We start from the raw sequence: 22,596 nt of genomic DNA, 5'->3' as shown, positions 1-22,596 counted from the left end.
GCGCAAAAAAAGATCAATAAAATATAAAAAACAGCTTTAAAGCATCATAAAAAATCAAATAAAGAGTAATTCCATCAATTTTTTTCACCGACTTGCCATCTTTCACCCCCGCGGTTAGGGTTGAGCACATGAAAACCTCTCACACCCTCATTCAGCTCCGCCAGCACCTCAGCCTGTGCCTTGTCAGCGCACGACTGCCAAGCTGAATCGATCTGCCTCGTCCAACGCTTTATCCCCAATAACAGTTTCACGGCAGGCCGCCTTTTCTCGGCCCCTCAACCAAGGATTTCCCGATGAGCATGCTCAAAGACCCGTCTTCGAAATACCGCGCATTCCCGACCATCGATATCCCGGACCGCACTTGGCCGTCGAAGACCATCACCAGCGCGCCGATCTGGTGCAGTTCCGACCTGCGTGATGGCAACCAGTCGCTGATCGAGCCGATGGACGCCGCCAAGAAATTGCGCTTCTGGAAGACCCTGGTGGCCGTCGGCGTGAAGGAAATCGAAGCTTCGTTTCCGGCCGCTTCGCAAACCGACTTCGACTTCGTGCGTACGCTGATCGAGGACAACCACATCCCCGAGGACACCACCATCCAGGTGCTGACCCAGGGCCGTGAAGACTTGATCGCACGCACCTTTGAATCACTGCGCGGCGCCAAAAAAGCCATCGTGCACCTGTACAACGCCACCTCGCCCTCGTTTCGCCGCATCGTTTTCAACCAGGACAGGGACGGCATCAAGGCCATCGCGGTCAATGCGGCCAAGCTGTTCGTCAAATACGCCGCGCAGCAGCCGGAAACCCAGTGGACCTTCGAATATTCCCCGGAGACCTTCAGCGCCACCGAGCTGGAGTTCGCCAAGGAAGTCTGTGACGCCGTGATCGAGGTATGGAATCCGACGCCCGAGCACAAGATGATTCTCAACCTGCCAGCCACTGTCGAATGCGCCACGCCGAACATCTATGCCGACCAGATCGAGTGGTTCGGTCGCCATATCAATCGCCGTGACAGCGTGATCATCAGCCTGCACACCCACAACGACCGTGGCACCGGCGTGGCCGCCACCGAGCTGGGCCTGATGGCCGGCGCCGACCGTGTCGAAGGTTGCCTGTTCGGTAACGGCGAACGCACCGGCAACGTCGACCTGGTGACCGTGGCCCTGAACATGTACACCCAGGGCCTCGACCCACAGCTGGATTTCTCCGACATCGACGGCGTGCGCAAGGTCGTCGAGGAATGCAATCAGATCCAGGTGCACCCACGCCATCCGTATGTGGGCGATCTGGTACACACTGCGTTCTCCGGCTCGCACCAGGACGCGATCCGCAAGGGTTTCACCCAGCAAAAAGACGATGCCTTGTGGGAAGTGCCGTACCTGCCGATCGACCCGGCCGACATCGGCCGCAGCTACGAGGCGGTGATCCGCGTGAACAGCCAGTCGGGCAAGGGTGGCATCGCCTACCTGCTGGAGCAGGAATACGACATCAGCTTGCCGCGTCGCATGCAGATCGAGTTCAGCCAGGTGGTACAGGCCGAAACCGACCGTGTGGGCCTGGAGATGACCGCGCCGCAGATCTACGCATTGCTGCAACGTGAATACTTGCAGGCCAACACCCCGTACGCGCTGGTCAGCCATCGCCTGCAGGAAGAAAACGGCAACAGCTATGTCGAGGTGGAAGTCTCGGGCAAGGGCCAGGGCGAAACCAACCTGCACTGGAAAGGTAAAGGCAATGGCGCGCTGGAAGCTCTGGTGGCCGGCCTGCCGATTGGTGTGGAGATCATGGACTACAACGAACACGCAATTGGCGCCGGCACCCATGCCAAGGCAGCGGCTTACATTGAGCTGCGGGTGAACGGCGAGCGTCCGGTGCATGGGGTGGGGATTGATGAAAACATCACCACCGCCAGCTTCAAGGCGCTGTTCAGTGCATTGAACCGTTCGCTGAGTCAGCAGGCAGCGAAGGCGGCATAAGCAAGCAATCCAGAAGCATTATTGGCTGGGCCGGCCTCATCGGGAGCAAGCCCCCTCTCACATTTTGAATGTATTCATAGATCAAAATGTGGGAGGGGCCTTGCTCCCGATAGCGGTCTGTCAGACAAACCGAAAACCATCAGCATCCAGATTCGCCGGAAACCGCGTGCGATACGCCGCCAGCTCCGCGGCATCCAGGCACACCTGAAACACCCCGTCCGCCTCTCCCGCACTCAGCAAGGTCTCGCCCTGAAAGTCCAGCGCCTGACTGTCGCCGGTATAGCCAAAGCCTTTTCCATCCGTGCCCACCCGATTCACTGCCGCCACATAGCACAGATTCTCGATGGCCCGCGCCGGTAACAGACGATTCCAGTGCTGACGTCGTGCGCCCGGCCAGTTGGCGGTGTACAGCAGCAGATCAGTGTCCTCGGCATCACGACTCCACACCGGAAAGCGCAGGTCGTAGCAAATCAACGGACGAATGCGCCAGCCCTTCCACTCAAACTGGACCTGCCGCTCGCCCGGCGTGTAGTGGTGGTGTTCGCCGGCCATGCGGAACAAATGGCGCTTGTCGTAGTGCAGCACCTCGCCATCGGGCCGCGCCCACAGCAGGCGGTTGCGATGGCTGCCGTCGGCGGCCCGGATGATCACGCTGCCGGTGATGACCGCAGCGTACTTTCTGGCCTGGGCCTGGAGCCAGCGGTGGGTCGGGCCGTTCTCCGGCTCAGCGAGGGTTTGCGATTCCATCGAGAAGCCGGTGGTGAACATTTCCGGCAATACAATCAGGTCGGCGCCCCTGGCCTGCTCCAGCAACAGCTCGAAATGGTCAAAGTTGGCCTGGCGGTCGTGCCAGGCCAGGCTGGTCTGGACCAGGGCAATCGTCAGGTTCGGCAGTGCATTCAAATCACGCATAGTTTTTCGGCTGCTTGCTGCAGCGTCTCCTCGCGTTTGGCAAAGCACAGACGCACCAGGCGCTGGGCTTGGGGTGGGTGCTGGTAGAACACCGAGATGGGAATGCTCGCCACGCCGTGTTCGCGGGTCATCCACAGGGACATGGCGACATCATCCAGATCCGGGCGAATCTGTGAGTAATCCACCAGTTGAAAGTAAGTACCGGCCACCGGCGTAAAACTCAAGCGCGACGGCGCCAGCAAGTTACAGAACAAGTCGCGCTTGGCCTGATAGAACGCCGGCAGTTCGTCGACGTGTTCCGGGTGGGCGGCCATGAAGTCAGCCAGCGCGAACTGCAAGGGGGTCACGCAGCAGAAATTGACGTACTGGTGCACCTTGCGCAACTCGACGGTAAGCGCGGGTGGCGCGACGACATAGCCGGTTTTCCAGCCGGTGACGTGGTAGGTCTTGCCGAAGGAGCTGACGACAAAGGCGCGCGGGTACAGCTCTGCGTGGGCCAGCACACTCACATGGGGCACGCCGTCGAACACCAGGTGCTCGTAGACCTCATCGCTGAGCAGGTAGATATCGCGATCGCGGATCAGGTCGGCCAATTGATCCAGCTCGGCGCGGCTGATCAATGCTCCGGTGGGATTGTGCGGCGTGTTGAGGACGATCATGCGCGTACGCGGTGACAGCGCCGCCTCGATCGTCTCGAAGTCCAGTGCGAAGCCTTGCAGGCTTAACTGCACATGCACGCAACGGCCACCTGCCAGTTCTACCGAGGGCGCATAACTGTCGTAGCAGGGGTCGAAAATGATGACCTCATCGCCTTGGCGAACCACCGCCTGGATCGCGCAGAAAATCGCGGCGGTCGCCCCGGGCGTGATGGTCACTTCACTGTCGGGGTCGACCGATACGCCATAGCTACGGGCAATCTTCGTCGCCACTTGCTGGCGCAGGGTCGGCAGGCCGGTCATCGGTGAATATTGGTTATGCCCGCTGGCAACGTGTTGGCCCACCGCGTCGAGTAACGCCTTCGGGCCGTTGAAGTCGGGGAAACCCTGGGACAGGTTGAGCGCGCCGGTTTCGGCAGCCAGTTGCGACATCGTGGTGAAAATGGTGGTGCCGACGTTCGGCAGCTTGCTGGTGATCATGGGAGCCCCCCTTCGGGTGAGCTGCAAGTTTTAAGCTGCAAGTCGCAAGCAGGTCAAGCAAGCAAACCGTCAGGCACAAAAAAGGGCTCGTTCAGAGCCCTTTTGTGCATGGCGGTTTTAGCGGCAAGCAATCGTGCTTGCAACTCGAAGCTGTCGCTATTTCTTGTCGCGACGCTTCTTGTCGGCTTTCTTGTGGTGAGTCATCAAACGACGCTTCTTGTTCACCTGACGGTCCGTCAGTGTGTTCTTGTTGCCTTCGTATGGGTTCTCACCACCCTTGAACTCGATGCGAATCGGCGTACCGACCAGCTTCAGGACACGGCGGTAGGTGTTTTCCAGGTAACGCACATAGGACTTGGGCACCTTCTCGATCTGGTTACCGTGGATCACGATAATCGGCGGGTTGGCACCACCCAAGTGGGCATAACGCAATTTGATCCGGCGGTTGTTGACCATCGGTGGCGCGTGCTCGCCTACCGCATCTTCCAGGATCTGGGTAAGGCGGTTGGTCGGCCAGCGGGTGACCGCGGACTTGAACGAGTTCTGCACGGACGCGTAGAGGTTGCCCACACCGGTGCCATGCAGGGCCGAGATAAAGTGGATATCAGCGAACTCGACGAAGAACAGCCGACGCTGCAGCTCGATCTTGACGAAATCGCGCTCGCTGGGCGTCATGCCGTCCCACTTGTTGATCGCGATCACCAGTGCCCGACCGGCCTCCAGGGCAAAGCCCAGCAGGTTGAGGTCGTGGTCCACCACGCCTTCGCGGGCGTCCATCACAAAGATCACCACGTTGGCGTCCTTGATGGCCTGCAGGGTTTTCACCACGGAGAACTTTTCAACTTCCTCGTGGATCTTGCCGCGCTTGCGCACACCAGCGGTGTCGATCAGCGTGTACTTCTCCTCGTTACGCTCGAACGGGATGTAGATGCTGTCGCGGGTGGTGCCGGGCTGGTCATACACGATTACGCGGTCTTCACCGAGCATGCGGTTGACCAGGGTCGACTTGCCCACGTTGGGACGGCCGATGATGGCGATCTTGATACCGTCTTTTTCACTCGGGCCTGGAATGCGCTTGGCTTCCTCACCTTCGGCGACGATTTCTTCCTCGCCCTCTTCTTCCTCGGCGTCATCCTTGGGGAAGTCGCGCAGGGCGATTTCCAGCATCTGGGTGATGCCGCGACCGTGAGCGCCGGCGACCGGGATGGCGTCGCCCAAGCCCATCGGGCTGAACTCGGCACGGGCCGCCTCAGGATCGATGTTGTCGATCTTGTTGGCGATCAGATAGGACCGCTTGTTGCGCTTGCGCAGGTGCTCGCCAATCATCTGGTCGGCAGCGGTGTAGCCCGCGCGGGCGTCCACCAGGAACAACACGACATCGGCTTCTTCGATGGCCAGCAGCGACTGCTCGGCCATCTTTTCATCCATGCCATGCTCGTCACCGGAGATACCACCGGTGTCGACAATAATGTATGAGCGCCCTTGCCACTTTGCCTCACCGTATTGGCGATCACGGGTCAGACCGGACAAGTCGCCGACGATGGCGTCGCGAGTCCTGGTCAGGCGGTTGAACAAGGTGGACTTGCCGACGTTAGGTCGGCCCACCAGGGCGATTACGGGAACCATGCGGCTCTCCACTTCGTTATTTCAGAAAATACAAAAGCCGCTGCAAGGCAGCGGCTGGTGCTCGGGGCAGCATCGTCAGATGCCGCATGCCCCGCCGAAACGGGGCCGCCTGGGTGTTACCCCAAGCATGGTTCTTACTTGATGGTCAGGGCTTCCAGCTTGCCGCTGTTGCCAAACACATAAAGCATGTTACCCACGACCAGCGGACGCGCACGCAGGCCGTCGCTGTCAATACGCTCACGACCCACGAAGCGACCATCCACCTGGCTCAGCAGGTGCAGGTAGCCTTCGAAATCGCCTACCGCCACGTAGCTGGAGAACACTTCCGGTGCCGACAGTTGACGGCGGGCCAGGGAATCGTTGCTCCACAGTGCAGTGGTGGAACGCTCGTCAACACTTTCAACGGTGCCGGACGCCAGGCTTACGTAGACGCTGCCAAACCCTTGGGCGACACCCGCGTAGCTGGAAGCATCACGCTGCCAGTTGACGCGGCCGCTCTGCAGGTCCAGCGCGGCCACTCGGCCCTGGTAAGTGGCGACGTAGAGGGTCTCGCCTGACAGCAACAAGCCACCGTCGATGTCCACCACGCGATCCAGCTCGGAACGACCTTGCGGGATGGCCACCCGGGTTTCCCAGGCCGGCACGCCGTTCTGGGTATTCAGGGCGACCACTTTACCGGTCGACAGGCCTGCGACGGCCAAATTGTTGGTCACAATCGGACCACTGGTGCCGCGCAGGGTCAGTACCGCCGGCGTGCTGTCGTACAACCAGCGCTGCTCGCCAGTGCTGGCGTCCAGGCCGATCACTCGATCATCCTGGGTCTGCACCACGACGATATCGCCGTTGGTGGCAGGCGGTGCGAGGACTTCGCTGGTCACGCGAGCGCGCCATTTCTCTTCACCGGTACTGGAATCCAGCGCCACGACTTCGCCCTTGAGCGTGCCGAGCATGACCATGCCGTATCCCACGCCAACGGCGCCAGACACTGGCAACTCGAGGTCTTTTTTCCACTTCACGTCGCCGGTCATGCGATCCATGGACACGACCACGCCGGTCACGTCAGCGGCCACAATGTTTTCGCCATCGATTGCCGGCACCAACATGTTGTAGGTGTCGCCCTGGCCGTCACCGATGGAGCGGCTCCACTGCTTTTGCAAAACCACTTCTTCCTTGAAGGTGGTCAGCTCGGCCGGTGGCAGTTCTTTTTTACTGTTGCTGCTGCAACCCGCGGCCAGAACGGCCAGAGCCAGCAATGCTGCATGTTTCCAACGGATCACGTCACGCATCCCCTTTGGCCAAGTCGTCGAGCTTGATTTGTAAGCCACCGACCGCCGCTTCATCAGACAGCGCAGCCTTGGCCTTCTTGTACGCAGCATTGGCTTCGTCGGTACGACCCAATTGGACCAGGAGGTCGCCCTTGAGCTCTTCGCGAGTGGCTACAAATGCCTTGTCCGCATCGCCGTCGAGCAGTTTGAGTGCTTCGTCGGCCTTGTTCTGTGCAGCCAGTACCTGAGCCAGGCGCTGACGGGCGATTTCACCCAGGGTCGGGTTGGTCGGTTTGTCGGCGATGGCCTTCAGTTCAACGGCGGCATCGTCCAGCTTGCCGGTATCGACCGCCACCTTGGCGACGAACAGGCTACCGTATTGAGCGTAGGTGCTGCCGCCAAATTCGCTTTTCAGCTTGCCGGCCAGGTCTGCAACCTGGGCTGGGTCGGGCTTGCCGTCCGGCGTGAGCGTGGTTTCCAGCAACTGCTGATACAGCACCGAGGCGCCCTGGGACTGGTTGGCCTGATATTTGTGCCAGGCCTGCCAGCCGAACACCACCACCAAAGCGAGCAGACCGCCAGTCACCAGGGGCTTGCCGTTACGCTGCCACCAGTCCTTGAACTCGGTCAGTTGATCATCATCAATACTCGACACCCCAATACTCCTTAAATCGCTAAATTCGGCTGTTCGACAGCTTCAACCCTGCACAACGCAGGTGGCCAGGTGCGCGGCGAGCGCATCAAAGGCAATGTTCTGTTGCTCGCCCTGGCCACGCAGGGGTTTGAAACCTATCACTTGCTGGGCCAGTTCGTCATCGCCGAGGATCAGCGCATACAGCGCACCGCTCTTGTCAGCCTTCTTGAACTGGCTCTTGAAGCTGCCGGCGCCGGCATTGATCTGCAGGCGCAGGTTTGGCAGTTGGTCACGCACCTGTTCGCTCAAGGCCAGGGCGGCCAGTTCGGCGGCCTCGCCAAAGGCGCACAGGTAAACGTCCACTTGCCGGGCGATTTCTTCCGGGATCTGCTCCAGGGTTTCCAGCAGCAGGATCAACCGCTCGATGCCCATGGCGAAGCCTACGCCAGTGGTGGGCTTGCCGCCCATCTGTTCGACCAGCCCGTCGTAACGACCACCCGCACACACGGTGCCCTGGGCACCAAGCTTGTCGGTAACCCACTCGAACACCGTCTTGCTGTAGTAATCGAGGCCGCGAACCAGTTTCGGGTTGATGACGTAGGGAATGCCGGCGGCGTCCAGACGCGCCCTAAGGCCGTCAAAGTGCACACGGGACTCGTCGTCCAGGTAGTCAGCCATTTTCGGTGCGTCTACCAGCACGGCCTGGGTGTCAGCGTTCTTGGTATCAAGCACACGCAATGGGTTGGTTTTCAGACGGCGCTGGCTGTCTTCATCCAGTTTATCCAGGTGGGCGGACAGGTACTCGACCAGGGCTTCGCGGTAGCGGCCCCGGGATTCGCTGGTGCCCAAGCTGTTGAGTTCAAGCTTGACCGCGTCACGGATGCCCAACTGTCCCCATAGACGCCAGGTCATCACGATCAGCTCGGCATCGATGTCCGGGCCGTCGAGGTTGAACACTTCCAGGCCAATCTGGTGGAACTGGCGATAACGGCCTTTCTGCGGACGCTCATGGCGGAACATCGGGCCGATGTACCACAACTTCTGCGGCTGACCGCCACCGGTGAGGCCGTGCTCGAGTACCGCGCGCACGCATGCGGCAGTGCCTTCCGGACGCAGGGTCAGGGAGTCGCCGTTGCGATCTTCGAAGGTGTACATCTCTTTTTCGACGATGTCGGTCACTTCACCGATGGAGCGCTTGAACAGCTCGGTGAACTCGACAATCGGCATGCGGATCTGTTTGTAGCCGTAGTTATCCAGCAGGCGCGCGACCGTGCTTTCGAAGTAACGCCACAATGGCGTCTGCTCCGGCAGGATGTCGTTCATGCCACGAATGGCTTGCAGAGACTTGCTCACATCAAATCCTTAAATTCGTTCAATCAGCCGCGAGCGATCAGCGCTGCGTCAGCGGCGACCTTTTCGGCCGCTCTCTCGCGGATCAGCTTTTCCAACTGGTCCACCAGATTGTCATTCGTCAATTTCTGCGACGGCTTGCCGTCGATGTAAATCAGGTTCGGCGTGCCACCCGTGAGGCCGACATGCGCCTCCTTGGCCTCGCCCGGCCCGTTGACCACGCAACCGATCACCGCAACATCGAGCGGCACCAGCAAGTCCTCGAGACGCAACTCCAGGTCGTTCATGGTTTTCACCACGTCGAAGTTCTGCCGCGAGCAGCTCGGGCAGGCAATGAAGTTGATGCCACGGGAACGCAAACGCAGGGACTTGAGAATGTCGTAACCGACCTTCACTTCCTCTACGGGGTCTGCCGCCAGGGAGATTCGGATAGTGTCGCCGATCCCTTCGGCGAGCAGCATACCGAGACCCACCGCAGATTTCACTGTGCCTGAACGCAGACCGCCCGCTTCGGTGATACCCAGGTGCAGCGGCTGTACGATTTCCCTGGCCAGCAGGCGGTAGGCTTCTACCGCCATGAACACGTCGGAAGCCTTTACGCTGACCTTGAAGTCCTGGAAATTCAGGCGTTCGAGGTGTTCAACGTGGCGCAGCGCCGACTCGACCAGCGCCGCCGGGGTAGGCTCGCCGTATTTCTTTTGCAGATCTTTTTCCAGGGAGCCGGCGTTGACGCCGATGCGGATCGGAATGCCGCGATCACGGGCAGCATCCACCACGGCGCGCACGCGGTCTTCACGCCCGATGTTGCCCGGATTGATACGCAGGCAGTCCACACCGAGTTCGGCCACGCGCAGCGCGATCTTGTAGTCGAAGTGAATGTCGGCAACCAGCGGCACCTTGACCAGTTGCTTGATGCGGCCGAAGGCTTCGGCAGCGTCCATGTCCGGCACGGATACGCGCACGATGTCGACGCCAGCTGCTTCCAGACGGTTGATCTGGGCCACGGTGGCGGCCACATCATTGGTGTCGCTGTTGGTCATGCTCTGTACAGCAATGGGAGCATCGCCGCCCACGGGTACGGAGCCGACCCAGATCTTGCGCGATACGCGACGTTTGATTGGAGATTCGCCGTGCATGACTATTGTCCCAACTTGAGGCGAGCGGTCTCGCCACTGGTGAACGGCGCCACGTCCACAGGCTGGCCGTTGTAGACCACTTGCGCGCCACGGGCATAGCCCAGACGCAGCGTCAGAGGAGGCTTGCCGCCCTGGTCAAGCGTGTCGCCCTTGCGCTTGAGGCCGCTGAACAGCACTTTGCCGTTGCCATCGGTGACTTGCGTCCAGCAGTCGGCGATGAAGGTAACTTGTACGCGCCCGTCACCGGCGATCAAGGCGGGGGCTGTAGGTGCCGAAATCGCGGGAGCCGCCGGAGCAACAGGAGCGGTGGTCGCCGGTGCCTGGACGGGAGCGGCCGGCGTATGAGCCTGGGCCACAGGCGCAGCAGGAGTGGTCGGCGCTGGCACTGAAGCGGTTGCGGCCGGAGCAGTTTCCGGCGCTGGCTGCTCGGTGGCAGGCGGCGTTTCAGGCGCGGCCTGGCTTTGCACAACGGCCTGGTCTTCCGGCTCATCCAGCGGATGAATCTGGGTGGTGCCGTCGGCGCTTTCGACTTCGACGTGCTCCATGGCGTTGCTGGTCATGTCCTTGGTGCGCTGGGCCGCCTGGTCCTGCCACCAGACAAAACCACCGCCAATCACCGCGATCAGCAGCAGCAGGCTGACAATCCGCAAAATCGTGTGTGAGACCCGAGTGGGCTCTTCGATACGGCCAAGGCCATGGACATTGCTGCCTTGGGAGTCGGTGCCGGTGAACTGATCGAACTGCTGAACCAGCACGGTTTGATCGATGCCGAGCAACTTGGCATAAGCACGGATATAACCACGGGCAAAAGTGTGCCCCGGCAGCTTGTCAAACGCGCCGGCCTCGAGGTTGCCCAGGGACGTGGCCGTCAAATTGAGCTTGAGGGCCACTTCCGCCAGCGACCAACCATTGCTTTCGCGGGCCTGACGCAAGGTGTCGCCTGGGTTTACGCGATTAGCTGCTACAACTTCCGGGTGCGCCGCTTTCATCATTGCTCCGACAGGTATTGCTGATATTCCGGCGTACCGGGATAGAGTCGTTCGAGTTGCTGGCCAAAACGTGCGGCCGTGTCGCGTTCTTCATGAACCGTCGCCAGGCGCACACCGAGCAATAGACTACGTGCATTTTGCCCGCTGAGCAGGCTAAAACGCTCGTAATAGTCACGTGCCGGCACATAATGCCTGTCTTCGTAGGACAACTCAGCCATTTCGAGCAAGGCGCGAGGCTGGTGACCGTTCAGGTGCAGGGCTTTTTCCAGCTGCTGACGCGCTAAATCCCGCTGGCCGAGGCGCATCGACGTCACCCCAAGGTTTTCGAATACCCGTGAACGCTCGGGATACAACGTATCGGTGCTGGCCTGCTGGAAATAACGGGCGGCTTGCGCATAGCGTTTCTGCTCGAACAGGAAGCTGCCGTAGTTGTTCAGCAGCCGAGAATCGGCAGGCCGCGCGGACAGCGCCTTGGTGAAATACCGGTCGGCCAGTTCAGGCTCGGCCTGGGCCTTGAACACCAATGCCAGCGCTGCATTGGCGTCGGCGGCGTCGCCGTCCAGCTCGAGCGCCTTTTTCAACGGCACCTTGGCCTGCTCGCTCATGCCTTGCTGCAGGTAACCCAGGCCCAACTGCACATACGCCACTCGCGCCTCGTCACGGCCTTTGTCGGTTTGCAAAGGGCTGTCATGGCCCGATGAAACACAACCGGCCGCAAGACCGGTAACCAGTAACAGCAGCGCAAGGCGCAAGGGCATAGAGATCCTCTCTCAGATTCGATTCACAGCGATTTGCGGCAGATCGTCGGCGGCATTCAATTCACGCACGGCGATATAACGTTCGCTGCGGCGGGTGCGGTCCATCACCTGCCCTACCAATTGGCCACAGGCGGCATCGATGTCTTCGCCGCGCGTGGTGCGCACGGTGACGTTGTAGCCGGCCTGGTGCAGTTGATCCTGGAAACGGCGGATGGCGTTGTTGCTCGGCCGCTCGTAGCCAGAATGTGGAAACGGGTTGAACGGGATCAGGTTGATCTTGCACGGTGTGTTCTTGAGCAACTCGATCATCTCGACAGCGTGTTCGACCTTGTCGTTGATGTCCTTGAGCATGGTGTACTCAATGGTCAGCACGCGCTTCTCGCCCAGGGTCGCCATGTAACGCTGGCAAGATTCGAGCAGCATCTTAAGCGGATACTTCTTGTTGATCGGCACCAATTGGTTACGCAATGCGTCATTGGGTGCGTGCAGCGACAACGCCAGGGAGACGTCGATGTGCTTGGCCAGCTCATCGATCATCGGTACCACGCCGGAGGTCGACAGGGTCACACGGCGCTTGGAGATGCCGTAGCCCAGGTCGTCCATCATCAGGTGCATGGCCGCAATCACGTTGTCGAAGTTCAGCAGCGGCTCACCCATGCCCATCATCACCACGTTGGTGATGGCACGGTCGACGGTTGCCGGGACGCTGCCAAAGGATTTGTTGGCAATCCACACTTGGCCGATGACTTCGGCGGCGGTGAGGTTGCTGTTGAAGCCTTGCTTGCCGGTGGAGCAGAAACTGCAGTCCAGGGCACAGCCTGCCTGGGACGAAACGCACAAGGTGCCGCGTTTGCCCTGGGGGATGTAAACGGTCTCGACGCAGCTGCCGGACGCCACGCGCACGACCCACTTGCGGGTGCCGTCGCTGGAGATGTCCTCGCTGACCACTTCCGGACCACGAACCTCGGCAATGGCCTTGAGCTTGTCGCGCAGGGCCTTGCTGACGTTCGTCATGGCGTCGAAATCATCGACGCCAAAGTGGTGAATCCATTTCATTACCTGACCGGCACGGAAGCGCTTCTCCCCGATTGAGTCGAAGAATTTCTCCATTTCCGGCTGAGTCAGACCCAGCAGGTTGGTTTTAACAGTCGATGTCGTCATGGATTCACCCTCACTCTTTAAGCCGATGCTTAGCGAGCGGTTACTTCAGTAGCAGCGAAAAAGTACGAAATTTCGCGGGCAGCGGCAGCTTCGGAGTCCGAACCGTGTACGGCGTTGGCGTCGATGGACTCAGCGAAATCAGCACGGATGGTGCCGGCAGCAGCTTCTTTAGGGTTGGTAGCGCCCATCAGCTCGCGGTTCAGAGCGATGGCGTTTTCGCCTTCCAGAACCTGAACAACAACAGGACCGGAGATCATGAAGGCAACCAGGTCGCCGAAGAAACCACGGGCGCTGTGTTCAGCGTAGAAGCCTTCAGCTTCAGCCTTGGACAGTTGCTTGAGTTTCGAAGCTACAACCTTCAGGCCGGCTTTTTCGAAACGAGTGGTGATCTCGCCGATGACGTTTTTTGCAACAGCGTCAGGCTTGATGATGGAGAAAGTACGTTGAACAGCCATGGTGTAACTCCAGAAACGGTAATTTACGAAAAATTAAACCCGCGAATTATACGCGGGTTATCAGGTATTGCCTAACTGCGTAAAAGGCGACTCAGTCTGCTTCTTCGATCCACAGGCCTTGAATCGCCTCGAGAACCTTTTCGCCACCCCGGTCCGGGATGTCGTCAAAATCCGGCAGTTCCATTACGAGGTTGCGCAGCTTGACGAAGTTCACCGTAAGAGGATTGACCTCTGGATGGGCCTCAGCAAGCTGTATAGCGATTTCTTGTACATCAACCCATTTCAGGCTCATGACATTTCCTTGAATCAATGCGGCGCTTCGGCTGCATGGTTGAGGGAATATTTCGGAATTTCGACAGTGATATCCTCAGTCCCGACCTTGGCCTGGCAGCTGAGGCGCGAATGCGCTTCCAGGCCCCAGGCGCGGTCGAGGAAATCCTCTTCCAGCTCGTCCGCTTCTTCCAGCGAGTTGAACCCTTCGCGGATGATGCAGTGACAGGTCGTGCAGGCGCAGACACCGCCACAGGCGCTTTCGATCTCGATGTGGTTGTCATGGGCAACCTCGAGGATGGACTTGCCGGTCTCAGCCTCAACAACCATACCGTCCGGGCAATGCTCGGCGTGTGGCAGAAAAATGACCTGCGGCATTAATTATTCCTCGATTTCATTCAGGTTGCGGCCCGCCAGGGCGGCTTTTACCGACTGGTCCATGCGACGGGCGGCAAAGGCATCGGTCACTTGCGACAGACGCTTGGTCTGCTGCTCGATGGCATAACCATCGGTGCCTTTCATCAGTTCGGCCAGTTCCTGCATCTGCAGATCAATGACCATGCGCTCTTCGGCGTCCAGCAGGCGTTCGCCGTCGGCCTCAAGGGCGCCCTGCACCGCTTCGAGCAGGCGCTGAGCGTCGACTTGCTGCTCACGCAACACGCGGGCGACCTTGTCGTCACCGGCATATTGGAACGAGTCCTTGAGCATCTTGGCAATTTCGCCGTCGGTGAGGCCGTAGGACGGCTTGACCTGGATGCTGGCTTCAACGCCCGAGCCGAGTTCACGCGCAGCCACGCTGAGCAAACCATCGGCATCGACCTGGAAGGTCACGCGAATCTTCGCTGCGCCGGCGACCATTGCTGGAATGCCGCGCAACTCGAAGCGCGCCAGGGAGCGGCAGTCACTGATCAGCTCGCGCTCACCTTGCAGCACATGGATCATCATGGCCGTCTGACCATCTTTGTATGTGGTGAAGTCCTGGGCGCGGGCAACGGGGATGGTGGTGTTGCGCGGAATCACCTTCTCCATCAGACCGCCCATGGTTTCCAGCCCCAGGGACAATGGAATCACGTCCAGAAGCAGCAGTTCGCCGCCCTCGCGCTTGTTGCCAGCCAGAGTGTCGGCCTGGATGGCGGCGCCAATGGCGACCACTTGATCCGGGTCGATTTCGGTGAGGGGCTGCCGGCCAAATGCCTCGGCCACTGCATCACGCACACGAGGTACGCGAGTTGAGCCACCCACCATGACCACCGCGACGACTTCTTCCAGCTCGATGCCGGAATCGCGTACCGCGCGGCGGCAGGCCTTGAGGCTACGCGCGACCATCGGCTCGATCAGCGCGTCGAAGGCTTCGCGGGTCAGTTGGGCCGACCAGCTACCGTAGGACACTTCAACAGAAGCAGCCTCCGTCAGCGCTTCCTTGGCCGCGCACGCAGTTTGCAGCAGATGACGCTGCGCGCCTGGGTCCAGGTCGGCGGACAAGCCGGCGCTGGTGATGATCCAGCCCGCGATGGCGTGATCGAAGTCATCGCCGCCCAGGGCACTGTCGCCACCGGTGGCGAGTACTTCAAACACACCGCCGGTCAGGCGCAGAATCGAGATATCGAAGGTGCCGCCGCCCAGATCGTAGATAGCGACCAGACCTTCAGCATGCTGGTCGAGACCATACGCCACGGCGGCTGCGGTCGGTTCGTTGAGCAGGCGCAGCACGTTGAGGCCGGCGAGTTTCGCCGCGTCCTTAGTGGCCTGGCGCTGAGCGTCATCGAAATAAGCCGGCACGGTAATTACCGCGCCGACCAGTTCGCCGCCCAAGGTGGTTTCCGCGCGCTGGCGCAGCACCTTGAGAATATCGGCGGACACTTCCACCGGGCTTTTCGGACCCTGTACGGTGTCGATGAACGGCATATGGGATTCGCCACCGACAAAGCGGTACGGCAGTTGCTCGCCCAATTGCTTGACGTCGGACAGGCCACGACCCATCAGGCGCTTGACTGACAGCACGGTATTCAAGGGATCGGTGGAGGCTGCCAGCTTGGCCGACTCGCCCACTTCGATGCGGTCCGCGTGGTAGCGCACAGCGGACGGCAGGATCACTTTGCCATCAGCGTCGGGCAACGGCTCGGACAGACCGCTGCGCAGGGCGGCGACCAAAGAATTGGTGGTGCCCAGGTCAATCCCGACCGCCAGGCGACGCTGGTGCGGTTGAGGGCTTTGGCCGGGTTCGGCGATTTGCAGTAGAGCCATGGTAATCAGGTCTTATCTGTCTATCAGGCGTGCATCACGGGCAGCACACTGGGTTAATCGTCGAGGCGCTCTTCAAGCTTGCGCACTTCGTAGGTGAGCTTGTCGAGGAACTGCATGCGTCGCATCAGGCGTTCGGCCTGCTCACGTTGCGCTGCATCATTCCAACAGGCTGCGAAGCTTTCGTTGAGTTCTTCCTGGGCCGCCTTCAGCCGACGCTTGAAGACCGCGACACCCGCCACATCGGCTTCGTCCTGCAAGTCTTCTAGCTCTTCGCGCCACTGCATCTGCTGCATCAGAAAGTCCGGGTCGTGCACCGTAACTTCAAGGGGCAGCTCGCCACCGTTCATCGCAAGCAGGTAACGCGCGCGTTTCGCAGGGCTCTTGAGCGTCTGATAGGCTTCGTTGAGGCTGGCCGATTGCTCCAGCGCCTGGCGTTGCTCGCGCTCGGAAGCGTCAGCAAAGCGGTCCGGGTGCACTCCACGCGCCAATTCTCGGTAGCGCGTGGCAAGCTGCTCAAGGTTCAGCCGAAAGCTCGGCTGCAGCTCGAATAAAGCGAAATGACAAGGAGTACCCACAAGTAGCCTCAGATGTTGAAGCTTTCGCCGCAGCCACACTCACCGCGTACGTTGGGGTTGTTGAACTTGAAGCCTTCGTTCAACCCTTCCTTGACGAAATCGAGTTCGGTGCCGTCCAGGTAGGTCAGGCTCTTGGGGTCGATGATCACTTTCTCGCCGTGACTTTCGAACACCTGATCTTCCGCAACCACCTCGTCGACAAACTCCAGCACGTAGGCAAGGCCGGAACAGCCCGTGGTGCGAACACCCAGACGAATCCCCTCACCTTTACCGCGCCCATTCAGGGAGCGGCGTATGTGCTGAGCAGCCGCTTCTGTCATGCTGATAGCCATCGTTGACTCCTTACTCGTCACCAAATGCTTAAATCAAGCCTTTCTTCTGCTTGTAGTCGCGAACGGCGGCCTTGATGGCGTCTTCAGCGAGTACGGAGCAGTGGATTTTCACTGGCGGCAATGCCAGTTCTTCGGCCAGCTGGGTGTTGCTGATGGTGACAGCCTCATCCAGGGTCTTGCCTTTCATCCATTCGGTCGCCAGCGAGCTGGAGGCGATGGCCGAACCGCAGCCATAAGTCTTGAATTTGGCGTCTTCGATAACGCCAGCATCATTGACCTTGATCTGCAGGCGCATTACATCGCCGCACGCCGGAGCGCCGACCATGCCGGTGCCGACATCAGGGTCTTCCGCGTTCATCTTGCCGACGTTGCGCGGGTTTTCGTAGTGGTCGATGACCTTTTCGCTGTAAGCCATGGTACTGAATCCTCACTCATCAGGGCCGCTCTGGAACCCTGTAGTCACGTCTGCGGTTTCCGCCACGTTCCTACAGAGCCTTGGGTGGCGGCTTCTATAATTTAGTGTGCCGCCCACTCGATCTTGGAGATGTCGACACCGTCTTTGAACATGTCCCACAGCGGCGACAGAACGCGCAGCTTGTTGACCGCTTCGCAGACTTTCTGCGCGGCGTAGTCGACCTGCTCTTCGGTGGTGAAGCGGCCGAAGGTGAAGCGGATCGAGCTGTGTGCCAGTTCGTCGTTGCGGCCCAGGGCGCGCAGTACGTACGAAGGCTCAAGGGAGGCCGAGGTGCAAGCCGAACCGGACGAAACCGCCAGGTCCTTGAGCGCCATGATCAGCGACTCGCCTTCGACGTAGTTGAAGCTCAGGTTTAGGTTGTGCGGTACGCGGGCGGTCATGCTGCCGTTGACGTACAGCTCTTCAAGGTTCTCGACCTGCTTGTAGAAGCGATCACTGAGGGCCTTGATACGAATGTTTTCGGCAGCCATGTCTTCCTTGGCTACGCGGAAGGCCTCACCCATGCCAACGATCTGGTGAGTGGCCAACGTGCCCGAGCGCATGCCGCGCTCGTGACCGCCACCGTGCATGCCCGCTTCGATACGCACGCGAGGCTTGCGGCTTACGTAGAGAGCGCCGATGCCTTTAGGGCCGTATGTCTTGTGGGCCGAGAACGACATCAGGTCGACTTTCAGCTTGGACAGGTCGATATCGACCTTGCCGGTGGACTGAGCAGCGTCGACGTGCAGCAACACACCCTTGGAGCGCGTCAGCTCGCCGATGGCGGCGATGTCGTTGATGGTGCCGATTTCGTTGTTCACGTGGATCACGGAAACCAGAATGGTGTCTTCACGCAGCGCGGCTTCGATCATGGCCGGAGTGACGATACCGTCGGTGGTTGGCTCAAGGTAAGTCACCTCGAAACCTTCACGCTCCAGCTGGCGCATGGTGTCGAGGACAGCCTTGTGCTCAATTTTGGTGGTGATCAGGTGCTTGCCCTTGGTCGCGTAGAAATGCGCCGCGCCCTTGATCGCCAGGTTGTCGGACTCGGTGGCACCGGAGGTCCAGACGATCTCACGCGGATCTGCGCCAACCAGGTCGGCGACCTGACGACGCGCGCTCTCGACCGCTTCCTCGGCTTTCCAGCCGAATACGTGGGAGCGGGAGGCCGGGTTGCCGAAGTTTCCGTCAACCAGCAGGCATTCACTCATCTTTTGCGCAACACGCGGGTCAACCGGGGTGGTCGCTGAGTAATCAAGGTAAATTGGCAATTTCATGGACTTTCTCCTAATCAGGCTGGCTGGCGTGCCGTTAGCTCTTCGGCTGTCACTCGACGGCGGACGCTTCAATCTTGTCCAGACGCGGCGCCTTGGTGTTGCAACGGCGCTGGTCCTGACGCTGGGCTACTTCTTGCACCTCACGGCGAGTCACAAGATCAGCCAAGCTGATACCACTCAAAAACTCATGGATCTGCAGGCTCAAGTCACACCACAGGTGGTGAGTCAGGCAGGTGTCGCCGGCGTGGCAATCACCCAGGCCCTGGCATTTGGTGGCATCGACGGATTCGTTGACCGCGTCGATCACCTGGGCCACCTGGATACCCTGCATCTCGCGGGACAACTGATAGCCGCCCCCTGGCCCGCGAACGCTGGAGACCAGATTGCTGCGGCGCAATTTGGCGAACAGCTGCTCGAGGTAAGACAGTGAAATGCCTTGGCGCTCGGAAATATCGGCCAGGGACACCGGGCCAGTTTGCGCGTGCAAGGCCAGGTCAAGCATGGCGGTCACCGCGTATCGGCCTTTCGTAGTCAGTCTCATGGACAAGTACCAAGGTGTTTCAGAATGGGAGCAAGTATGCGATTCCCGAGTATTTAAGTCAACTATAAGACCTAGTGCTTTAGTCGGGATTACCCGCAAAAAGGGCGCGCGAATCATAGCAGGATGGGGTGGGATCGAATAGCTTAACCAGGCCTGCTGCAAGACCACGGAGCCAATGGAGATCAAATGTGGGAGCTGGCTTGCCAGCTCCCACAAGGGACCGCGCTCAGCCTGCCTTGGTGGTAGCGGCTTCGTCCTTGATTTCAGCAAAATCTTCTTCGCGCAGCTCAGGCAGATCTTTGGCGCAGTACGGGCTGCCCAACTCCTTCAGCGCACCGCACATGCCCTCCAGCTTGCCATCCACCGCCTGCAGATGATCAAGCAATTGGCCGATGGCGCGCGCCACCGGGTCGGGCATGTCTTCACTGACGCCATAGGCATCGAAACCAATCTTCTCGGCCATGGCCTTGCGCTTGGCTTCCTGCTCGTCGCCGACTTCCGGCTTGACGATGATACGACCGGGAATACCCACCACCGTTGCGCCAGCCGGCACCGCCTTGGTCACCACGGCATTGGAACCCACTTTGGCGCCTGCACCCACCGTGAACGGACCGAGCACCTTGGCGCCCGCCCCCACCACCACGCCATTTTCCAAAGTCGGGTGGCGCTTGCCTTTATTCCAGCTGGTGCCGCCCAGCGTCACGCCCTGATACAGCGTCACATCGTCGCCGATTTCAGCGGTTTCGCCGATCACAATGCCCATGCCGTGGTCGATGAAAAAACGACGCCCGACCTTGGCGCCCGGGTGAATCTCGATCCCGGTCAGCCAACGGCCGAAGTTCGACACCAGCCGCGCCACCCACTTCCAGCCCATGCCCCAAAAGAAGCCGGACAGGCGGTGGATCCAGATCGCATGCATGCCCGGGTAGCAGGTCAGCACTTCAAAGGCATTGCGCGCCGCCGGGTCGCGGTGGAAAACGCTTTGGATGTCTTCTCGCAAACGCTCGAACATTGTCAATCCTTCCGCTTAAGCAGCTCGCCACGGCCCGCTTTCTGGGTTTCCGTGAGGATGCCACGCAATATGTTCATTTCCGCTCGACTCACCGAACTGCGCCCATACAGGCGACGCAAGCGCGCCATTAGATGGCGCGGCTTTTCCGGATCGAGAAACTCGATCGCTACCAGGGTTTGCTCCAGGTGCTCATAGAAACGCTCCAACTCGTCCATGGTGGCCAACTCGCCACTTTTGGTCGACGCCACTTCATCCTTCTCGACCTTGCTCGGCTGACCTGCCGCCGCCAGCCAGGCCATGCGCACCTCGTAGCTCAACACCTGCACCGCCGCCCCGAGGTTCAGCGAGCTGAACTCCGGGTCGGATGGAATGTGCACATGGTAATGACATCGCTGCAGTTCTTCATTGGTGAGGCCGGAGTCTTCACGGCCGAACACCAGGGCGATTTCAGCACCGCCGGCGGCCTCTTCGATCACCTTGGTGCCGCACTCACGCGGGTCCAGCAGCGGCCAGGGGATGCGCCGGTCACGAGCGCTGGTGCCGAGCACGAGATTGCAGCCCACCAGCGCATCTTCCAGGGTGGCGACGACCTGGGCGGTCGCGAGCAGGTCGTTGGCACCGGACGCACGAGCATCGGCCTCGTGGTGCGGGAACACCCGCGGTTCGACCAGCACCAGGCGCGTCAGCCCCATGTTTTTCATGGCTCGCGCCACTCCGCCGATATTGCCGGGGTGACTGGTATTGACGAGGACGACACGAATGTTTTGCAGCAAGGGAGGCGCTCTCGGACACGGGAAAGGGGAGCAAATCTTACAGAACAGCCTAAGGTTATGCCACGAAAGCTAACGCCGCTCTTCACCTGAAGAAAGTTTCTGCTAAACTGCCCGGCTTTCTTTAACAACCTTAGGTGACCTATCCATGCAGCCCATGCTGAATATCGCGCTGCGCGCCGCCCGCAGCGCCAGTGAATTGATCTTCCGCTCCATCGAGCGCCTGGATACCATCAAGGTCGACGAAAAAGACGCCAAGGATTACGTATCCGAGGTGGATCGCGCCGCCGAACAGAAAATCATCGACGCCCTGCGCAAGGCCTACCCGACCCACGGCATTCTCGGCGAAGAAACCGGCCTGCATAAAGGCAGCGGCGAAGGCGAAGACTACCTGTGGATCATCGACCCACTGGATGGCACCACCAACTTCCTGCGCGGCATCCCGCACTTTGCCGTGAGCATTGCCTGCAAATACCGTGGCCGCCTGGAGCACGCTGTCGTACTTGATCCGGTTCGCCAGGAAGAATTCACCGCCAGCCGTGGCCGTGGCGCGCAGCTCAATGGTCGCCGCCTGCGCGTCAGCGGCCGCACCAGCCTGGACGGCGCCCTGCTGGGCACCGGCTTCCCATTCCGTGACGACCAGATGGATAACCTGGAAAACTACCTGGGCATGTTCCGCGCCCTGGTCGGCCAGACCGCCGGCATCCGTCGCGCCGGCGCTGCGAGCCTGGACCTGGCGTACGTGGCCGCCGGTCGTTTCGATGCGTTCTGGGAGTCGGGCCTGTCCGAGTGGGACATGGCTGCAGGCGCCCTGCTGATCCAGGAAGCGGGCGGCCTGGTGAGCGACTTCACCGGCGGTCACGACTTCCTTGAAAAAGGCCACGTGGTTGCGGGCAACACCAAGTGCTTCAAGGCCGTGCTGACAGCAATCCAGCCGCACCTGCCGGCCTCGCTGAAGCGCTAAGCAAGCAGGCACAAAAAAGCACCCCAAGGGGTGCTTTTTTCATGCCTGGAATTTGGCATGAACACACATGCCAGCAACACCAGAAATCAACTGTGGGAGGGGGCTTGCTCCCGATAGCTGTTTGTCAGTCACCTAATGTATTGACTGACCTACCACCATCGGGAGCAAGCTCCCTCCCACATATTTACTGCACAAACCTTTGAATCTCTGAATTATTGCTGGTTCTGGCCAAGGATCAAACGACCTTCTTTATCCACTGGAATCTGGCCGCCTGGATCGCGGTCCATGCGCACGGTGCCTTCCTTGCCATCCAGGGTGTAACGCACGTCATAGCCGACAACCTTGTCGCTGATGTCGTTGACGGTATTACAGCGGGTCTGGGTGGTGGTGTAGGTATCGCGGTTCTGCATGCCTTCCTGAACCTTGTTACCGGCGTAACCGCCACCGACCGCACCGGCCACGGTGGCCAGCTTCTTGCCGTTACCGCCACCGACCTGGTTGCCCAATAGGCCACCGGCCAGCGCACCGACCACGGTGCCGACAATCTGATGCTGATCCTGCACCGGCTTCTGCCGAGTCACTGCGACGTCCTTGCAGACCTCACGCGGAGTTTTAATCTGGGTTTTTACCGGCTGTGCCGCCAGCACTTGCGCATACTCAGGGCCGCTTTTAACCAGGCTGTAGGTGGCAACAGCGCCCCCGGCAGTCACACCGACAGCACCCAATACCGCACCAACCAGCAACGACTTGTTCACGTTGAAC

23 protein-coding genes and 1 pseudogene are annotated in these 22,596 nt (G+C 60.0%); 2 read left to right on the top strand and 22 right to left on the bottom strand.

Going from position 1 to position 22,596, the window contains the following annotated elements; genetic code table 11:
- The first annotated feature begins 293 nt into the window (after nucleotides 1–293).
- Nucleotides 294–1,973 carry a 2-isopropylmalate synthase gene (gene leuA / locus TU75_RS18710; protein WP_060549726.1) on the top strand — a complete coding sequence of 560 codons (1,680 nt, stop codon included), beginning with the start codon at nucleotides 294–296 and terminating at the stop codon, nucleotides 1,971–1,973.
- A gap of 120 nt (nucleotides 1,974–2,093) precedes the next feature.
- On the opposite strand, the gene TU75_RS18705 is transcribed toward leuA, so the two are convergent.
- From TU75_RS18705 to trmJ, 21 genes and pseudogenes are all read right to left on the bottom strand, one after another.
- The gene (locus TU75_RS18705; protein ID WP_015372909.1) at nucleotides 2,094–2,885 is read right to left on the bottom strand and encodes an amidohydrolase; all 792 of its coding nucleotides are present in this window, start codon (nucleotides 2,883–2,885) and stop codon (nucleotides 2,094–2,096) included.
- On the bottom strand, nucleotides 2,873–4,021 hold the full coding sequence (locus TU75_RS18700; protein ID WP_060549725.1) for a pyridoxal phosphate-dependent aminotransferase: 1,149 nt from the start codon (nucleotides 4,019–4,021) through the stop codon (nucleotides 2,873–2,875). The genes TU75_RS18705 and TU75_RS18700 overlap by 13 nt, the downstream gene beginning before the upstream one ends.
- A 156-nt stretch (nucleotides 4,022–4,177) precedes the next feature.
- Nucleotides 4,178–5,647 carry a ribosome biogenesis GTPase Der gene (der, locus tag TU75_RS18695; protein WP_003238479.1) on the bottom strand — a complete coding sequence of 490 codons (1,470 nt, stop codon included), beginning with the start codon at nucleotides 5,645–5,647 and terminating at the stop codon, nucleotides 4,178–4,180.
- Between the two features lie 134 nt (nucleotides 5,648–5,781).
- Nucleotides 5,782–6,933, bottom strand: coding sequence for an outer membrane protein assembly factor BamB (bamB, locus tag TU75_RS18690; RefSeq protein WP_032871575.1), 1,152 nt, complete (start codon nucleotides 6,931–6,933; stop codon nucleotides 5,782–5,784).
- Nucleotides 6,926–7,567 (bottom strand): YfgM family protein, encoded by a 642-nt coding sequence (locus TU75_RS18685; protein WP_003238475.1) that lies wholly within the window; start codon nucleotides 7,565–7,567, stop codon nucleotides 6,926–6,928. The genes bamB and TU75_RS18685 overlap by 8 nt, the downstream gene beginning before the upstream one ends.
- A gap of 42 nt (nucleotides 7,568–7,609) precedes the next feature.
- Entirely contained in the window at nucleotides 7,610–8,899 is a 1,290-nt protein-coding gene (gene hisS, locus TU75_RS18680) for a histidine--tRNA ligase (RefSeq protein WP_003238473.1), read from the bottom strand.
- Nucleotides 8,900–8,922: 23 nt separating this feature from the next.
- Entirely contained in the window at nucleotides 8,923–10,032 is a 1,110-nt protein-coding gene (gene ispG, locus TU75_RS18675; protein WP_003238471.1) for a flavodoxin-dependent (E)-4-hydroxy-3-methylbut-2-enyl-diphosphate synthase, read from the bottom strand.
- 2 nt (nucleotides 10,033–10,034) lie between these two features.
- On the bottom strand, nucleotides 10,035–11,021 hold the full coding sequence (locus TU75_RS18670; RefSeq protein WP_060549724.1) for a RodZ domain-containing protein: 987 nt from the start codon (nucleotides 11,019–11,021) through the stop codon (nucleotides 10,035–10,037).
- Complete coding sequence (pilW, locus tag TU75_RS18665) at nucleotides 11,021–11,779, bottom strand: type IV pilus biogenesis/stability protein PilW (RefSeq protein WP_015372912.1); 759 nt, start codon at nucleotides 11,777–11,779, stop codon at nucleotides 11,021–11,023. Before pilW ends, TU75_RS18670 begins: the two co-directional genes overlap by 1 nt.
- A gap of 25 nt (nucleotides 11,780–11,804) precedes the next feature.
- A pseudogene (gene rlmN / locus TU75_RS18660) lies at nucleotides 11,805–12,940 on the bottom strand (dual-specificity RNA methyltransferase RlmN); the annotation flags it as partial.
- 29 nt (nucleotides 12,941–12,969) lie between these two features.
- Nucleotides 12,970–13,395: a nucleoside-diphosphate kinase gene (gene ndk, locus TU75_RS18655; RefSeq protein WP_003175956.1), complete on the bottom strand. Its 426-nt coding sequence runs from the start codon at nucleotides 13,393–13,395 to the stop codon at nucleotides 12,970–12,972.
- 91 nt (nucleotides 13,396–13,486) lie between these two features.
- A complete protein-coding gene (iscX, locus tag TU75_RS18650; protein ID WP_003238461.1) occupies nucleotides 13,487–13,687 on the bottom strand; it encodes a Fe-S cluster assembly protein IscX in 201 nt (66 codons plus the stop codon).
- 14 nt (nucleotides 13,688–13,701) lie between these two features.
- Nucleotides 13,702–14,043: an ISC system 2Fe-2S type ferredoxin gene (fdx, locus tag TU75_RS18645; RefSeq protein ID WP_015372914.1), complete on the bottom strand. Its 342-nt coding sequence runs from the start codon at nucleotides 14,041–14,043 to the stop codon at nucleotides 13,702–13,704.
- A gap of 3 nt (nucleotides 14,044–14,046) precedes the next feature.
- The gene (gene hscA, locus TU75_RS18640) at nucleotides 14,047–15,909 is read right to left on the bottom strand and encodes a Fe-S protein assembly chaperone HscA (protein WP_015372915.1); all 1,863 of its coding nucleotides are present in this window, start codon (nucleotides 15,907–15,909) and stop codon (nucleotides 14,047–14,049) included.
- Nucleotides 15,910–15,962: 53 nt separating this feature from the next.
- Nucleotides 15,963–16,484: a co-chaperone HscB gene (gene hscB / locus TU75_RS18635; RefSeq protein ID WP_060549723.1), complete on the bottom strand. Its 522-nt coding sequence runs from the start codon at nucleotides 16,482–16,484 to the stop codon at nucleotides 15,963–15,965.
- Between the two features lie 8 nt (nucleotides 16,485–16,492).
- Nucleotides 16,493–16,816: an iron-sulfur cluster assembly protein IscA gene (iscA, locus tag TU75_RS18630; RefSeq protein WP_003175963.1), complete on the bottom strand. Its 324-nt coding sequence runs from the start codon at nucleotides 16,814–16,816 to the stop codon at nucleotides 16,493–16,495.
- A gap of 28 nt (nucleotides 16,817–16,844) precedes the next feature.
- The gene (iscU, locus tag TU75_RS18625; RefSeq protein ID WP_003175965.1) at nucleotides 16,845–17,231 is read right to left on the bottom strand and encodes a Fe-S cluster assembly scaffold IscU; all 387 of its coding nucleotides are present in this window, start codon (nucleotides 17,229–17,231) and stop codon (nucleotides 16,845–16,847) included.
- A 101-nt stretch (nucleotides 17,232–17,332) separates the two neighbouring features.
- The gene (locus tag TU75_RS18620) at nucleotides 17,333–18,547 is read right to left on the bottom strand and encodes an IscS subfamily cysteine desulfurase (protein ID WP_060549722.1); all 1,215 of its coding nucleotides are present in this window, start codon (nucleotides 18,545–18,547) and stop codon (nucleotides 17,333–17,335) included.
- 49 nt (nucleotides 18,548–18,596) lie between these two features.
- On the bottom strand, nucleotides 18,597–19,088 hold the full coding sequence (iscR, locus tag TU75_RS18615) for a Fe-S cluster assembly transcriptional regulator IscR (RefSeq protein ID WP_003238451.1): 492 nt from the start codon (nucleotides 19,086–19,088) through the stop codon (nucleotides 18,597–18,599).
- A gap of 226 nt (nucleotides 19,089–19,314) precedes the next feature.
- The gene (gene cysE, locus TU75_RS18610) at nucleotides 19,315–20,100 is read right to left on the bottom strand and encodes a serine O-acetyltransferase (RefSeq protein ID WP_003238449.1); all 786 of its coding nucleotides are present in this window, start codon (nucleotides 20,098–20,100) and stop codon (nucleotides 19,315–19,317) included.
- 2 nt (nucleotides 20,101–20,102) lie between these two features.
- Nucleotides 20,103–20,873 carry a tRNA (cytosine(32)/uridine(32)-2'-O)-methyltransferase TrmJ gene (gene trmJ, locus TU75_RS18605; protein ID WP_060549721.1) on the bottom strand — a complete coding sequence of 257 codons (771 nt, stop codon included), beginning with the start codon at nucleotides 20,871–20,873 and terminating at the stop codon, nucleotides 20,103–20,105.
- Nucleotides 20,874–21,018: 145 nt separating this feature from the next.
- Here trmJ and suhB point away from each other — a divergent pair, with 145 nt between their 5' ends.
- Entirely contained in the window at nucleotides 21,019–21,834 is an 816-nt protein-coding gene (gene suhB, locus TU75_RS18600) for a type III secretion system regulator SuhB (RefSeq protein ID WP_003175971.1), read from the top strand.
- 212 nt (nucleotides 21,835–22,046) lie between these two features.
- Here the strand turns inward: suhB and TU75_RS18595 are convergent, their stop codons facing one another.
- The gene (locus tag TU75_RS18595; protein ID WP_003238445.1) at nucleotides 22,047–22,589 is read right to left on the bottom strand and encodes a glycine zipper 2TM domain-containing protein; all 543 of its coding nucleotides are present in this window, start codon (nucleotides 22,587–22,589) and stop codon (nucleotides 22,047–22,049) included.
- Nucleotides 22,590–22,596: the final 7 nt, after the last annotated feature.

Origin of the sequence: Pseudomonas poae, assembly GCF_001439785.1 — a bacterium.
GTDB lineage: Bacteria > Pseudomonadota > Gammaproteobacteria > Pseudomonadales > Pseudomonadaceae > Aquipseudomonas > Aquipseudomonas poae.
This window is presented reverse-complemented; position numbering and strand designations above follow the sequence as displayed.

Coding starts and splice junctions, on each gene's coding strand:
- leuA (WP_060549726.1), top strand. CDS start 294: ATGAGCATGCTCAAAGACCCGTCTTCGAAATACCGCGCATTCCCGACC.
- TU75_RS18705 (WP_015372909.1), bottom strand. CDS start 2,885: ATGCGTGATTTGAATGCACTGCCGAACCTGACGATTGCCCTGGTCCAG.
- TU75_RS18700 (WP_060549725.1), bottom strand. CDS start 4,021: ATGATCACCAGCAAGCTGCCGAACGTCGGCACCACCATTTTCACCACG.
- der (WP_003238479.1), bottom strand. CDS start 5,647: ATGGTTCCCGTAATCGCCCTGGTGGGCCGACCTAACGTCGGCAAGTCC.
- bamB (WP_032871575.1), bottom strand. CDS start 6,933: ATGCGTGACGTGATCCGTTGGAAACATGCAGCATTGCTGGCTCTGGCC.
- ispG (WP_003238471.1), bottom strand. CDS start 10,032: ATGCACGGCGAATCTCCAATCAAACGTCGCGTATCGCGCAAGATCTGG.
- TU75_RS18670 (WP_060549724.1), bottom strand. CDS start 11,021: ATGAAAGCGGCGCACCCGGAAGTTGTAGCAGCTAATCGCGTAAACCCA.
- pilW (WP_015372912.1), bottom strand. CDS start 11,779: ATGCCCTTGCGCCTTGCGCTGCTGTTACTGGTTACCGGTCTTGCGGCC.
- ndk (WP_003175956.1), bottom strand. CDS start 13,395: ATGGCTGTTCAACGTACTTTCTCCATCATCAAGCCTGACGCTGTTGCA.
- iscX (WP_003238461.1), bottom strand. CDS start 13,687: ATGAGCCTGAAATGGGTTGATGTACAAGAAATCGCTATACAGCTTGCT.
- fdx (WP_015372914.1), bottom strand. CDS start 14,043: ATGCCGCAGGTCATTTTTCTGCCACACGCCGAGCATTGCCCGGACGGT.
- hscA (WP_015372915.1), bottom strand. CDS start 15,909: ATGGCTCTACTGCAAATCGCCGAACCCGGCCAAAGCCCTCAACCGCAC.
- iscA (WP_003175963.1), bottom strand. CDS start 16,816: ATGGCTATCAGCATGACAGAAGCGGCTGCTCAGCACATACGCCGCTCC.
- iscU (WP_003175965.1), bottom strand. CDS start 17,231: ATGGCTTACAGCGAAAAGGTCATCGACCACTACGAAAACCCGCGCAAC.
- TU75_RS18620 (WP_060549722.1), bottom strand. CDS start 18,547: ATGAAATTGCCAATTTACCTTGATTACTCAGCGACCACCCCGGTTGAC.
- iscR (WP_003238451.1), bottom strand. CDS start 19,088: ATGAGACTGACTACGAAAGGCCGATACGCGGTGACCGCCATGCTTGAC.
- cysE (WP_003238449.1), bottom strand. CDS start 20,100: ATGTTCGAGCGTTTGCGAGAAGACATCCAAAGCGTTTTCCACCGCGAC.
- suhB (WP_003175971.1), top strand. CDS start 21,019: ATGCAGCCCATGCTGAATATCGCGCTGCGCGCCGCCCGCAGCGCCAGT.